Source organism: Enhydrobacter aerosaccus (genome assembly GCF_900167455.1).
In the GTDB taxonomy this organism is placed as follows: Bacteria; Pseudomonadota; Alphaproteobacteria; order Reyranellales; family Reyranellaceae; genus Reyranella; species Reyranella aerosaccus.
Window position 1 is genome coordinate 127,320 of sequence record NZ_FUWJ01000002.1, and the last position, 13,191, is coordinate 140,510.

The window sequence follows — 13,191 nt, forward strand, 5'->3', positions numbered from 1 at the left end:
CCACCCCGTGAGCTCCCCGTCCGCCGCGACGGGGAGCTCGAGGACATGATCTGATGCTTGTCTACGCCCTCGTCGCGGGCCTCTTGTTCGGTCTGTATTTCAGCCTGGTGGGAATCGGCCTGAACCTGGTGTTCGGCGTCATGCGCATCGTCAATCTGGCGCATGGCGACTTCCTGATGCTCGGTGCCTTCATCGCCGTCGGCGTCTCGGCGCTGGCCGCGCTCGATCCGCTGTTCGCCGTCCCGCTCGCCTTCGTGGTGTTCGTGCTCGTGGGCCTGGTGCTCTACCGCCTGCTGGTGCCGCGCCTGCAGGGCTCCGTGAACCCCGAGATGCTGTCGATCATCCTGTTCTTCGGCTTGAGCCAGGTGATCGAGGCGCTCACCACCATCGCCTTCGGCACCAGCGAACGCTCGATCCCGAGCAGCGAGCTCGGCGCCATCCTCGCGCCCCTGCGGGTGCGGCTGTTCGGCGATGCGGACGGCCCGGTCGAGCTGTTCGGCCAGACCTTTCCCGCGACCTGGGCGATCTCGGCGATGGTCAGCGTGATCGCCATCGGCCTGGTCTATGTCTATCTGTACCGCACCCGCCTCGGCACCCTCACCCGCGCCGTGATGTCCCGCCGCGACGAAGCCTTCGCCACCGGCATCAATGTCGATCGCGTGTCGGCGGCAGCGTTCGGCATCGGCCTCGGCCTCGCCGCGGTCGCCGGCGTATTCGCGCCCTTCATGTTCGGTTCGGTAACTCCCGCCTTCGGCGAGGATGCGACCGTGACATCCTTCGCCGTCGTCGTGCTGGGGTCGCTCGGCAATCCGCTCGGCACGGCTCTGGGCGGCGTGGTCTACGGCATTTCCTACATGCTGGTTCAGACCTATCTCAGCTCCTGGGCCGATCTGCTGCCCTATGTCCTGCTGATCCTGATCCTGCTGCTGCGGCCGAGCGGACTGCTCGGAAGGCGGGTGCGCGTTGCCTAGCACCCTGCGTCACCTTCTGTTCATCGTCGCGCCGCTGTTGATCGTCTTCGCGATCCTGCCCGGCGTCTACGAGAACCACCTGATGCTGTTCAACTTCGTGGTGTTTCTCATCCTCGCCCAGGGCGTGAACGTGATCTACGGCTTCACCGGCTACCTGCCCTTCGGCTATGTCGGCTTCTTCGGCGGCGGCGCCTATGGCTTTGCCATGATGGTGATGCACGCCCATGCGCCGGCGCCGCTCGCCCTGATCGTGGCCGGCGTGGCGGCGGTGCTGCTCGGCCTGTTGCTGACGCCGCTGCTGCGTCTGTCGGGCGCCTACTTCGCCATCGCCAATCTCGCCGCCTCGCTGGCCGTGCTGCACTTCGTCGCCAATCCGGCGCTGGAAGACATCACGCGCGGCCCGTACGGCGTCTCGCTGACGGCGACCTTCAACCCCAACGCCGCTTACTGGGCCGCCCTGCTCGTGCTCGCCCTCACGCTGGGCGTCGTGGTGTTCCTCAAGAACTCACGATTCGGCCTGGCCCTGCAGGCGGTGCGCGAGGATCCGGTCAGCGCGGCCATGGCCGGCGTCAGCGTGGTGCGCATGCGCGTCGTCGCCTGGCTGGCGTCGGCCCTGATCGCCGGCCTCGCCGGCGGAGTCTATGCCTGGTACGTCTCGGTGTTCTTCCCCGACAACGTCTTCAGCGGCACCTTCAGCATCTTCGCCATCGTTTTCGCCCTGTTCGGCGGCGTGGCGACGATCATCGGGCCGATCGTCGGCGTGCTGATCCTGTACGGAGTCTACAACCTGATCGGCTTCACCACGCCCCAGTACTTCCAGCTCATCTACGGTCTGCTGATCATGGGACTGGTGCTGTTCCTGCCGGCAGGCCTCGTGTCGCTGGCCACCCGTCGAGGCTGGCATGTCCCCTGAGCCGACACCGATCCTGCAGGCCGACGGCCTGGTAAAGCGCTTCGGCGGCTTCTACGCCCTGGGCGGTCTGACGTTCCATGTCGCGCCCGGCGAGATCCTGGGGCTGGTCGGGCCGAACGGCTCCGGCAAGACCACGGCAATCAACGTCATTTCCGGCCTCTATGCGCCGGACGGCGGTCGCGTCACCTTCGAGGGACGGTCGATCGGCGGGCTGGCATCCCATCGCCTGGTGCATCTCGGCATAAACCGCACGTTCCAGGTGCCGAAGCCGTTCCTGTCGCTCACCGTGCGGCAGAACATCGAGGTGGCGCTTGCCTATGGCCGTTCGGCGTCGGCGCCGCCGTCGATCGAAAGCCTGCTCCAGGAATATCGGCTGGCCGAGGTGGCCGATCGTCCGGCACAGGATCTCAACAACGTACAGCAGAAGACTCTCGATCTCGTGCGCGCGCTGGCGACGGGCCCACGGCTCTTGCTGCTCGACGAGCTTGCTGCCGGCCTCAACCCGACCGAGCTCGACTGGATCGCCAGTCGCATCAGGAGCCTGGCCCAAGCCGGCATGGCGATCATCGTCGTCGAGCATCTGATGGGCTTCATCGAGCAGATCACCGATCGTGTCATCGTGATGAACGCGGGCAAGGAGATATTCGAAGGGACGCTGGCGGTCGCGGTGAAGGTACCGGAGGTGATCGAGGTGTTCCTGGGAGGCGAACATGCCGCCTGAAGCCAAGGCGCTGCTGCGCACGTCCGGCATCAATGCCGGCTATGGCACCATGCAGGTCCTGTGGGGCGTCGATCTCGATGTGCGCGCCGGCGAGACGGTGCTGCTGCTCGGCGCCAACGGCGCCGGCAAGACCACGTTCCTGAAAACGCTGGTCGGACTGATCGAGGCCCGCAACGGCAGCATCGTCCTGGCGGACGAGGATGTCACCCGGACACGCTCGAGCGATCGCATGCGGCGCGGCATGACCTACATGTCCGAGCTCGCCGTCTTCCCGGACCTGTCGATCGAGGAAAACATCCTGATCGGCGCGCAGGCCCTGGGACATGCGCGGCCGCAATCGCGACTGGAAGAGCTCTATGGCCTGTTTCCGGTCCTGCGCGACAAGCGACGCGACGCGGCCTCCAGCCTGTCGGGGGGTCAGCGCAAGATGCTCGGCATCGCCAAGGCACTGGCAGCGGACCCGAAGCTGCTGGTGATGGACGAGCCCTCCGCCGGACTGTCGCCGCTGTTCGTGAAGGAAGTGTTGCGCATCCTGGGCAGCCTGCGCGAGCGCGGTCTCGCCCTGCTGATCGCCGAACAGAATATCGGCTTTCTCGAGGTCGCAACCCGGGTGTTCGTTCTGGAAGGCGGTCGCATCCGCTTCTCCGGTACCGTTGCCGAGATGGCCGATAACGAAGCGCTGAGGCGCGCTTATTTCGGCTTGAAATAGCGCGCAAGACCGGCTCAATCCACCTGTCGGCCGATGGCGCTTCGGGAGAGCGGCGGCCGGCAGGGGGAGCGTGTCTGATGACGCCGAGTAAGGCCGATTTCCGGGGCGAAGGGCGCTGGGTCCAGCTCATCGCCGGCATCGTCTGCATGGTGATGATTGCCAACCTGCAATACGGCTGGACGCTTTTCATCCATCCCATGCGCGAGAAATTCGGCTGGGACCGGTCGGCCATCCAGGTCGCCTTCACGATCTTCATCCTGGTCGAGTCGTGGCTCATTCCGGTCGAGGGCTGGCTGGTCGATCGCTTCGGGCCGCGACGCGCCGCCATGGCCGGCGCCGTGCTGATCGCGCTGGGCTGGACGGCGAACGGCCTCGCCCAGTCCTTGAGCATGCTCTATGTCGGCGCCGTCCTGGGCGGCCTCGGCGCCGGCTGCATCTTCGGCACCTGCACCGGCAATGCCATCCGCTGGTTTCCCGACCGCCGCGGCCTTGCGGTAGGTCTCACCGCGGCAGGCTACGGGATGGGCTCGGCGTTCACGGTCGTGCCGATGCAGTATTTGATCCAGACCGAAGGCTATCAGGCCACGTTCCTGCTGTTCGGGATTGGACAGGGCGTGGTGGTCCTGGTCGCCGCGCTGCTGCTGAAGGCGCCACCGTATCGCCCCGTGTTCATGACTTCCGCTCCGAGCTGGAGCACGCGGCAGGTCATTCGCACGCCCATCTTCTGGGTCATGTATGTCACCTTTGTTCTGGTGGCAGCTGGCGGCCTCACCTTCACGGCCCAGCTCGCGCCCATGGCCCATGACTTCAAGGTCGCCACCATTCCGGTCGAGCTGGCAGGGATCACGCTGCCGGCCCTCACCTTCGCCATCGCCCTGGATCGCGTCACCAACGGCATCACGCGGCCGCTCTGTGGCTGGGTCTCCGATCACATCGGACGCGAGCAGACGATGTGCGTCGTCTTCCTGCTCGAGGCCGCCGGCGTCTGGGCGCTCGCCCGCTGGGGCAGCGACCCGCTCATGTTCGTCGTGCTGGGCGGCGTGGTCTTCTTTGCCTGGGGAGAGATCGCGAGCCTGTTCCCGGCCCTCTGCACCGACCTGTTCGGCGACCGCTATGCCGCCGCCAATATCGGTGCGATCTACACCGCCAAGGGCACGGCGTCCCTGCTTGTGCCGCTGGCGAGCCTGCTCGCCGACGCCACGGGCGGATGGCATGACGTTCTGATGATCGTCATGGCGATGAATCTCGTGGCAGCCGTCTTCGCCATCGCCGTGATCCGCCCCATGCGACTGGCCCGCACCAACGTTCTGCCGAACGAAATGCCGGGTGCGGCCTGAATGACCGTTCACATTGCCGCTGTTTTCGACCACAGTCCGCGGCAGCACAAAGGGAGAAAAGGATGGATTTCGAATATTCCGACCGCACCAAGGCGCTGCTGGAAAAACTCAACAAGTTCATGGACGAGGTCATCTATCCGGCCGAGACCGTCTATGAAGAGCAGATGGAGAAGGCCAAGGATCGTTGGCAGCTCCCGCCGGTGATGGAGGAATGCAAGGCCGAGGCGAAGAAGCGCGGCCTGTGGAACATGTTCCTGCCGGCCGACCGCGACAGCGGCGACACGCACGGCACGATGGGCCTCTCCAATCTCGAATACGCCCCGATCTGCGAGGTGCTGGGGCGTTCCTCGATCGCATCGGAGGCCACCAACTGCTCCGCGCCGGACACCGGCAACATGGAAGTGTTCGCTCGCTACGGCTCCAAGGAGCACAAGGAAAAGTGGCTGAAGCCTCTGCTGAATGGCGAGATCCGGTCCTGCTTCGCCATGACCGAGCCGGCCGTTGCCTCGTCCGACGCCCGCAACGTCGAGTGCCGCATCGAGAGTGACGGCGACAGCTATGTCATCAACGGCCGCAAGTGGTGGTCGTCGGGCATGGGCGATCCGCGCTGCAAGGTCATCATCCTGATGGGCAAGAGCGACCCCAGTGCGCCGGCCTACCGCCAGCAGTCGATGATCGTCGTGCCGCGCGACGCCGCCGGTATCAAGGTCGTGAAGATGCTGCACGTGTTCGGCTATGACGACGCGCCGCACGGCCATGCCGAGGTGATCTACGACAACGTGCGCGTGCCGAAGTCCAGCATCCTGCTGGGTGAGGGTCGCGGCTTCGAGATCGCCCAGGGCCGCCTCGGACCGGGCCGCATCCATCACTGCATGCGCGCCATCGGCGTCGCCGAGCGTGCCCTCGAGATGGCGATCAAGCGCGCCAAGAGCCGCGTCGCCTTCGGTCAGCGCATCTCCGAGATGGGCGTCACGAAGGCTCATGTCGCCGACATGCGCATGGAGATCGACATGGCGCGCCTGCTGGTGCTGAAGGCCGCCTGGGCGATGGACAAGTTTGGCAACAAGGAAGCCCGCCAGCAGATCGCCATGATCAAGGTGGCTGTACCCAACATCACCTCGAAGGTGGTCGACCGCTGCCTGCAGCTTCACGGCGCCGGCGGCGTCAGCCAGGTCTTCAAGCTGGCCAGCATGTACGCCCATCAGCGCACCCTGCGCCTGGCCGACGGTCCGGACGAGGTTCATCGCGACCAGGTCGGCCGGCTGGAGATCGCCAAGTACAACTAAGACCCCGCCTCGTCGGGACGAAGGCAAAGGCCGCCGAAAGGCGGCCTTTGGCACCTCTGGCGTTGTTCTGTGTCGGTCCAGCGACGGCAATCTTGATGGACGTGCACCGTAGAGGCTAACCCGTCACGCCAATGTCAGCGCCCGCAACGTCTTCGCCGGATGCACTGTCCGGCCTGATCCCGTCGAGGATCGCGCGCGGCTTCACGGTTTCCATCCTGTCCGGCCTGTTCTTCACGCTGCTGAATGCCTCGGTGAAGGAACTCACGCACGAGCTGCCGCCCCTTTTCGTGTCGTGGGGACGGTGGTTGAGCGGCATCCTGCTGATCGCGCCCTTCATGCTGTGGCGCGGCGGCGTCGCCGGACTGGCGACCCGCAATCTTCGCCTGCACTGCCTGCGCGGCCTGTTCCACGCGTCCGGCTACGCGCTGTGGTACGAAGCCGTGTTCTGGCTGCCGCTCGCCACCATGGCCGCGATCGGCTTCACCGGTCCGATCTTCGTCACGATCGGCGCTGTCCTCTTCCTGGGAGAGATCGTCAATCGCCGGCGCTGGCTCGGCGTGGCGGTCGGCTTTCTTGGCATGCTGGTGATCGTTCGCCCCGGCCTGGCCGAGATCAATCCCGGGATGTGGATGATGATGGCGTCCGTGCCGCTGATTGCCGGCTCCAATCTCGTCGCCAAGAAGGTATCGGGTTACGACTCGCCCATGGTCGTGGTGTTCTGGCAGAGCGTGATCGCAACGCTCTGCTTCCTGCCGGCGGGTCTGTGGTTCTGGCACACGCCGACCCTTGCGCAGCTCGCGCTGTTCCTGGGCGCCGGTTTCTTCGGCACGCTCGGCTACTTCTTCCTCACCTGGTCGTTCCGACTGCTCGACATCTCGGCCCTGCAGCCCATCACCTTCCTCGGTATCGTCTGGGCGGCGTTGATGGATGTGCTGGTCTGGGGCAAGACGGCCGATGCTTGGACCTTCGTGGGCGCGGCCATCATCGTTGCCGCCACCAGCTACATCGCCCACCGCGAGGCTCGGCTCGCAGCGTAGCAATCAAGCCGACTACTGTGCCTTCAGCAGACCGGCCGCTTCGAGCGCCACGATCCCCGCATCCTCCCGCTGCAACATCGCCCCCAGGGCCTGCGGCGTCATTGCCTCGGTATCCGCGCCCAACTCGTTCAGCCGCTGGCCGACCGCAGGATCGGACAGGGACTGGTTAACTGTCGCATTCAGCTTGGCCACGATCTCCGCCGGCGTCCCGGCCGGCGCCATCAGGATGATCGGCGTGGCCGCATCGAACCCCGTTACGCCAAGTTCGGCCAGGGTCGGCGTATCCGGCAGCTCCCGCGCGCGCTTGGCCGTGGTGACCGCAATGGCGCGTAATCGTCCCTCGCGGATATGGCCGATCGAAGCGGGAACCTGATCGATGACCGCATCGATCTGCCCGGCGAGCAGGTCGTTCAGCGCCAGGCCATTGCTCTTGTACGGAATCGTATTGAACCGCACGCCCAGCGCCTGTTGCAGGCGAAGCACGGCGAGATGATTGCTGCTGCCGTTGCCCGGATGACCGATGCTCAGCTTGCCCGGGTTGGCCTTGAGATAGGCCAGCATGGCCGGCCAGTCCTTGATCTCGTTCTTGGCCGTGACCTCAATCACCATGGCCGAGGTACTGAGCAGGGCGACAGGGGCGAAGTTCGCCAGACTGTAGGGCGGCTTGCTGCCCGTCATGCGTGGACTGACGAGGAAGGTCCCGGTCGATCCCAGCACCAGGGTGTAGCCGTCGGGAGACGCCTTCGCCACCTGCTCGGCACCAATGGCGCCGCCGGCACCGCCGCGATTGTCGATCACCACCTGCTGTCCCAGCCTCTGGCCGAGCGCCTCGCCGAACACACGCCCGGTGAGATCGGCGTTACCGCCCGGCGCAAAGGGCACTACCAGCCGGATCGGCCGGTCGGGATAGGTGTCCGCCCGGGCGGTGCCGATCAACGGCACAGCGAGCGAGGCGGCAAGCAACGTTCGGCGGGAAAGAGGCATGGCCTGACGGTAGCCATCTTCACCGCGCAGGCGCCATCGCCACCGCATCGAGGTTCCGCCGTGCAACCTCTCTCGCTAACCTGCTGTTGTGGAAGCGCCAACAGGAGATAGACCGTGACCGACAAGGACATCCGCGCCCTGAAGGAGCAGCAGCAGAAGCTGCACCACGTCTCCGAGCATCTGGCGAACGAGCGGACGATCCTCGCCTGGATCCGCACGTCGATCGCGGTCATGACCTTCGGCGTGGCCATCAACCGCTTCAGCCTGTTCCTGATCGAATTCGGCCAGGCCGTGCCGGGCAGCGGGCGGCGCATGAACGTGCATGCCGAACAACTCGGGATCGGGCTGGTCGTGTTGGGCGTGTTGCTGATGATCGGCGCGACCTTTCATTATCTCCACGTCGCCAACACCATCGACAACGAGACCTACCGCCCCTCGCGCGCCGGAATCATCGTCACTGCCCTGGCCGTCCTTGCGCTCGGCGGAACGAGCCTCGTCTGGCTGCTGTAGCGACACGTTCCCGGCTTGATGACGGTCGCGTCCTGGGGCAAGACCGAACGACAGGAGGAACACGCATGACGGATCGCCTGAAGGGCAAGGTTGCGCTGATCACGGGTGGCGCATCGGGGCTTGGCGCCAATGCCGCCGCGTTGATGGCGCAGGAAGGGGCGAGCGTCGTGGTGGCCGACATCGCCGCCGATCGCGGCAAGGCGGTTGCCGACAAGCTGGGCTCGGCCGGCCATTTCGTGAAGCTCGACGTCACGAGCGAGGAGAACTGGAAGGCCGCGATCCGCGAGGCCGTCGACAAGTTCGGCGCCCTGCACGTGTTGGTGAACTCCGCCGGAATCGGTCTCAGCAAGACGGTCGAGGAGATCGCGCTCGAGGAGTGGCGCAAGGTCCACGCGATCGATCTCGATGGCGTGTTCCTCGGCTGCAAGCACGGCGTCGCCGAGATCAAGAAGCATACCCATCGGCTGGGCGGCTCGATCATCAACATCTCGTCGATCTCGGGCATCATCGCCGGCGCCAACATGGCCGCCTACAATTCGGCCAAGGCCGGCGTGCGGCTGCTAAGCAAGTCGGTGGCGCTGCATTGCGCCAAGTCGGGCTACAACATCCGCTGCAACTCGGTGCATCCCACCTTCATCGACACGCCGATCCTCGACAAGTACCGCGACCGCTTCGGCCAGGAAGTGATGCAGCAGAAGCTCGGCCGGCAGGTGCCGATCGGTCGCCTCGGCCGTCCCGAGGAGGTCGGGTGGGCGCTGGTGTTCCTGGCGTCCGACGAGTCGAGCTTCATGACCGGCTCGGAAGTCGTGATCGACGGCGGCATCTCGGCGATGTGACGGCGCAGCCGTCATCCTGAATTGCGCGGGGTAGTCCCCGCGCTCTAGTGAAGGATCTCTTCTCATGCTTCTTTCTCTCGACGGACGCCGTGTCTATTTCGATCTTGCCGGACCGCAGAATGCGCCGGTGGTCTGCTTCACCCACTCTCTGAATTCCGATTCCGGGATGTGGGCCGAGCAGCTCGTGCCGCTGCTGGGCGCGGGCTATCGAGTCCTGCGACTCGACATGCGTGGCCATGGCGGCAGTGCGCCGGTCGAGGGCGATTATTCGATGGATGCTCTGGCAGCCGACGTGAAGGGCGCGCTCGACGTGCTCGACATCAAGAAGGTGCATTTCATCGGCCTCAGCATTGGCGGCATGATCGGCCAGGGCTTCGCGCTGGCCTACCCCGATCGCCTGCTGTCTCTCACGCTCTGCGACACGCAGCCCGGCACGCCACCTGGTTCTGCGGGAGCCTGGGACGAACGCAAGCAGGCGGTCCGCAAGGCCGGCACCGTGGCGGTGCTAGCCGACGGCACGATGGAGCGCTGGTTCACGCCGGAGTTCAAGGGCGTGAATCCGATCCGCTGGCGCGAGATCCGCGACACGATCAGCAACACCACTCCGGCCGGCTTCCTGGGCTGCGCCGCCGCGATCCAGACCTTCGACTACGAAGCCCGATTGCCGACGATCAAGGCGCCAACGCTGGTGATCTGCGGCGACGAAGATCCTGGGACACCGCCCGAGCGCAACAAGTTGATTGCCTCGAAGATTCCGGGCGGTCGGTACGAAGGCATCGCCGACGCCCGCCATCTGCCCAACGTCGAGCGTCCGGAACAGTTCAATCGTGTCATGATGAGCTGGCTCGCCGCCAACCGCTAGCCGCATCGCAAGAGGCCGACAATGGATTTCGCCTTCACTGAGGACCAACTCGCGATCAAGGAGAGCGTCGCCAAGCTCTGCGCGCAGTTCGACGACAAGTACTGGCTGAAGAAGGACAAGGAAGGCGGCTTCCCTGAGGACTTCTACAAGGCCATGGCGGAGGCCGGCTGGCTCGGCATCGCCATGCCCGAGGAATATGGCGGTTCAGGACTCGGCATCACCGAAGCAGCCCTATTGATGCAGACCGTGGCCGAATCCGGGGCGGCGTTGCAGGGCGCCTCTGCCATCCATCTCAACATCTTCGGCCCCAACCCGATCGTGGTGTTCGGCACCGAGGAGCAGAAGAAGCGCATCCTGCCCGACATTATCAAGGGCAAGGTCAAGGGCTGCTTCGCGGTCACCGAGCCGGATGCTGGCCTCAACACCACTGCCCTCGAAACCAAGGCCGAGCGCGACGGCAACGGCTACGTCGTGCACGGCAAGAAGACCTGGACCACGACAGCGCAGGTCGCCGACAAGATGTTGCTGATCGCCCGCACCGCGCCCAAGGAGAAGTGCAAGCGACCTACTGACGGCCTGTCGCTCTTCTACACTGATTTCGACCGCTCGAAGATCGAGGTGCGCGAGATCGAGAAGATGGGCCGCAAGGCCATCGACACCAACCAGGTCTTCATCGATGGGCTGAAAGTGCCGCTAGAGGACCGCATCGGCGAGGAAGGCAAGGGCTTCCACTATCTGCTGCACGGGCTCAACCCCGAACGCGTGCTGATCGCGGCCGAGGCGATCGGCATCGGCAAGGCCGCCCTCGCGCGCGCCACGCAATATGCCAAGGAGCGCATCGTGTTCGGCCGTCCGATCGGCAAGAACCAGGCGATCCAGCATCCGCTGGCCGAGAGCTGGATGGCATTGGAAGCAGCCAACCTCATGGCCTTCAAGGCGGCCTGGCTCTACGACAATGGCAAGGAATGCGGTGCCGAGGCGAACTCGGCCAAGTATCTCGGTGCCCGCGCCGCCTACGATGCCTGTGAGCGAGCCATCCTGACGCATGGCGGATACGGCTATGCCAAGGAGTTTCACGTCGAGCGGTTCCTGCGCGAGGTCATGATCGCGCGCATCGCCCCGGTCAGCGAGCAGCTCATCCTCTGCTACGTCGCCGAGCGCGTGCTGGGCCTGCCCAAGAGCTACTGACGCGTCGCCACCTCGTGGTCGAGGCCGGTCAGCAGAGCGACCATGGCCTGCGCCGCCGCCGGATGACCTTGCGATGCACCCGACGACGCAGGCGGCTGTAGTCTTCCCGGTCATATCGGTCGCCAGGGCATCCGCAGCGCAATCGGCGTCCTCGATACCGAGGTTAAAGCCGGTTGCCGCGACGCCGCTACTTGGTCTCCGGCCCCCATTCCGTGACGACGCGCTGCAGGTCGATCAGGTTCTGGTGGATCTGCTCGAACGCGAAACCCACGGCGAAGAAGCGCTCGGCGACGTCGCCGGGAAGAACGCGTGTCAGCCCTTCGCGACGCACCGCCGCCAGCTCCGCCTCATAGGCCGCCAATGCTTCCTCGAAAGGCTCCAACGGTGGTGGTCCAGCATGGGCAAGCAGGGCCGTGCCGCTCTTGCGCAGGAACTCGGCCGCGGTATCGGCAGCCAAGGCAACGCGCGGCCCAAGCCTGAGCTTGAGCGCCTCGGGCAGCGGAATACCTGCCACGCGTCCGACCATCACCAGGTCGTGGCGCAGGCGCAGCAGCGTCCGGCGCAAGGGACCGGTGTCAGGCTGAGAAGACAGACGCGCCTTTCTTTCGCGCTCGGCTTCCGCGCCCACCGTATCGATCCCCACCAGGGCCTGGCCTATCCCGTCCTGCAGGCGATGGAGATCATCGTTGCTCAAGCCTCGCCCGAGGCCGGCCACCAGATCGACGAGGGCCCGCGCCATGCGGTCGAGCGCCCGCGCCGCCGCGAGTCGCATCTGCCGATGCGCGCTCGAGGGCAGGACGAGGAAGGACACCAGCAGTCCGACAACGGCGCCGAGACCGACCTCCAGAACCCGGTTGATGGCGGATGCCAGAGGACTGGCCTGGGTGAACGTCGGCACCAGCAGCACGATGATGGCGGTGATCGGCAGCACGTTCATGTTCTGGCGCGCGGCCGCGATCAAGGCGAGCGGTGCAATGGCGATCACCAGCACCAGCAGCAAGGCGCTCTCCGTCTGGTGCGGGATCAGGATGGCGACCGCGCCGCCGTAGATCGCGCCGGCGATGGTGCCGATCAGATAGTCGCTGGTGGCCTTGAGGGATCGGCCGACACTCATCTGTGTCACGATGACGGCTGTCAGCACCGCCCACAGCGGCAAGGGGAGATCCGCCATCTGGGCGGCGATCAGCGCCAGGATGGCGGCGATGGTCACCCTCAAGGCGAGCGCGATCTGCACCCGGCGCCGAAGGACGTGACCGCGCAGCCAGCGCCACTGAACTTCCAGCGCCTTCAGGGACATAAAGATGAACTCGTTCTCATTGGGAGGAAGGAACCACGACTCCACGAGCGAAGAAAGCCTTGCGGCAACAATGTGGCAATTCGGCAACCACCGCCGCTTGCTTGGCGTTGATCGAGTGTTCACAGCTTCTGACATGAGAGGACGCTATGACCTCGCTGCGTTCTATCGCGGCCGTTGCGGTCGGCAGTCTCGTGGCTGCCGTTGTGGCCCATGCCGCACCGCCCTACGTCTCCGGGCCGGCCCAGGATCGCGCCCAGGAGGCCTGCCTCAAGCAGGAGGTGAAGCCCAACTCGACCGTTTGGGAACTCTGCCTGTCGCATGTCGGCCGAGCCTATGAATGGGGCGAGCCGGCCCTCGCCAAGCAGCTCGCCAAGGCGGCGGGTGACGCCAAGGAGTCCTGCCTCGATGAAGGCTACGACGCCGAGAGCACCGGCTATCGCACCTGCGTCTCGCGCGAGATGGACGCGCGCAGCCAGCTCATGATCCTCGGCGACGACAGCAGCGGCGACAACGTCGCCCAGACGCAATAGCCGCCGCCCG

At 65.5% G+C, this 13,191-nt stretch carries 14 protein-coding genes; 12 read left to right on the forward strand and 2 right to left on the reverse strand.

Features of this window, described 5'->3' with window-relative positions:
* Nucleotides 1–53: 53 nt before the first annotated feature.
* From B5D62_RS09875 to B5D62_RS09905, 7 genes are all read left to right on the forward strand, one after another.
* On the forward strand, nucleotides 54–971 hold the full coding sequence (locus B5D62_RS09875) for a branched-chain amino acid ABC transporter permease (RefSeq protein WP_085933715.1): 918 nt from the start codon (nucleotides 54–56) through the stop codon (nucleotides 969–971).
* Complete coding sequence (locus tag B5D62_RS09880; RefSeq protein ID WP_085933716.1) at nucleotides 964–1,884, forward strand: branched-chain amino acid ABC transporter permease; 921 nt, start codon at nucleotides 964–966, stop codon at nucleotides 1,882–1,884. The genes B5D62_RS09875 and B5D62_RS09880 overlap by 8 nt, the downstream gene beginning before the upstream one ends.
* A complete protein-coding gene (locus B5D62_RS09885; protein ID WP_085933717.1) occupies nucleotides 1,874–2,605 on the forward strand; it encodes an ABC transporter ATP-binding protein in 732 nt (243 codons plus the stop codon). The genes B5D62_RS09880 and B5D62_RS09885 overlap by 11 nt, the downstream gene beginning before the upstream one ends.
* A complete protein-coding gene (locus B5D62_RS09890; protein WP_085933718.1) occupies nucleotides 2,595–3,314 on the forward strand; it encodes an ABC transporter ATP-binding protein in 720 nt (239 codons plus the stop codon). The genes B5D62_RS09885 and B5D62_RS09890 overlap by 11 nt, the downstream gene beginning before the upstream one ends.
* A 77-nt stretch (nucleotides 3,315–3,391) precedes the next feature.
* Complete coding sequence (gene oxlT, locus B5D62_RS09895) at nucleotides 3,392–4,651, forward strand: oxalate/formate MFS antiporter (protein WP_085933719.1); 1,260 nt, start codon at nucleotides 3,392–3,394, stop codon at nucleotides 4,649–4,651.
* Between the two features lie 62 nt (nucleotides 4,652–4,713).
* Nucleotides 4,714–5,937, forward strand: a complete 1,224-nt coding sequence (locus B5D62_RS09900; RefSeq protein ID WP_085933720.1) for an acyl-CoA dehydrogenase family protein — start codon at nucleotides 4,714–4,716, stop codon at nucleotides 5,935–5,937.
* A gap of 131 nt (nucleotides 5,938–6,068) precedes the next feature.
* Nucleotides 6,069–6,974 carry a DMT family transporter gene (locus tag B5D62_RS09905; RefSeq protein ID WP_085933721.1) on the forward strand — a complete coding sequence of 302 codons (906 nt, stop codon included), beginning with the start codon at nucleotides 6,069–6,071 and terminating at the stop codon, nucleotides 6,972–6,974.
* Between the two features lie 12 nt (nucleotides 6,975–6,986).
* On the opposite strand, the gene B5D62_RS09910 is transcribed toward B5D62_RS09905, so the two are convergent.
* Nucleotides 6,987–8,006, reverse strand: a complete 1,020-nt coding sequence (locus B5D62_RS09910; RefSeq protein ID WP_085933722.1) for a Bug family tripartite tricarboxylate transporter substrate binding protein — start codon at nucleotides 8,004–8,006, stop codon at nucleotides 6,987–6,989.
* Between the two features lie 66 nt (nucleotides 8,007–8,072).
* Between B5D62_RS09910 and B5D62_RS09915 the strand changes: the two genes are divergently transcribed.
* The 4 genes from B5D62_RS09915 to B5D62_RS09930 all read left to right on the forward strand — a co-directional run bounded on the left by B5D62_RS09915 (nucleotide 8,073) and on the right by B5D62_RS09930 (nucleotide 11,354).
* A complete protein-coding gene (locus tag B5D62_RS09915) occupies nucleotides 8,073–8,468 on the forward strand; it encodes a YidH family protein (protein ID WP_085933723.1) in 396 nt (131 codons plus the stop codon).
* A gap of 65 nt (nucleotides 8,469–8,533) precedes the next feature.
* Nucleotides 8,534–9,304, forward strand: a complete 771-nt coding sequence (locus tag B5D62_RS09920) for a glucose 1-dehydrogenase (protein WP_085933724.1) — start codon at nucleotides 8,534–8,536, stop codon at nucleotides 9,302–9,304.
* Nucleotides 9,305–9,368: 64 nt separating this feature from the next.
* Nucleotides 9,369–10,166 (forward strand): alpha/beta fold hydrolase, encoded by a 798-nt coding sequence (locus B5D62_RS09925; protein ID WP_085933725.1) that lies wholly within the window; start codon nucleotides 9,369–9,371, stop codon nucleotides 10,164–10,166.
* Nucleotides 10,167–10,187: 21 nt separating this feature from the next.
* The gene (locus B5D62_RS09930; RefSeq protein WP_085933726.1) at nucleotides 10,188–11,354 is read left to right on the forward strand and encodes an acyl-CoA dehydrogenase family protein; all 1,167 of its coding nucleotides are present in this window, start codon (nucleotides 10,188–10,190) and stop codon (nucleotides 11,352–11,354) included.
* 187 nt (nucleotides 11,355–11,541) lie between these two features.
* On the opposite strand, the gene B5D62_RS09935 is transcribed toward B5D62_RS09930, so the two are convergent.
* Nucleotides 11,542–12,651: an FUSC family protein gene (locus tag B5D62_RS09935; protein WP_085933727.1), complete on the reverse strand. Its 1,110-nt coding sequence runs from the start codon at nucleotides 12,649–12,651 to the stop codon at nucleotides 11,542–11,544.
* Between the two features lie 146 nt (nucleotides 12,652–12,797).
* Between B5D62_RS09935 and B5D62_RS09940 the strand changes: the two genes are divergently transcribed.
* Nucleotides 12,798–13,181, forward strand: a complete 384-nt coding sequence (locus B5D62_RS09940) for a hypothetical protein (RefSeq protein WP_085933728.1) — start codon at nucleotides 12,798–12,800, stop codon at nucleotides 13,179–13,181.
* Nucleotides 13,182–13,191: the final 10 nt, after the last annotated feature.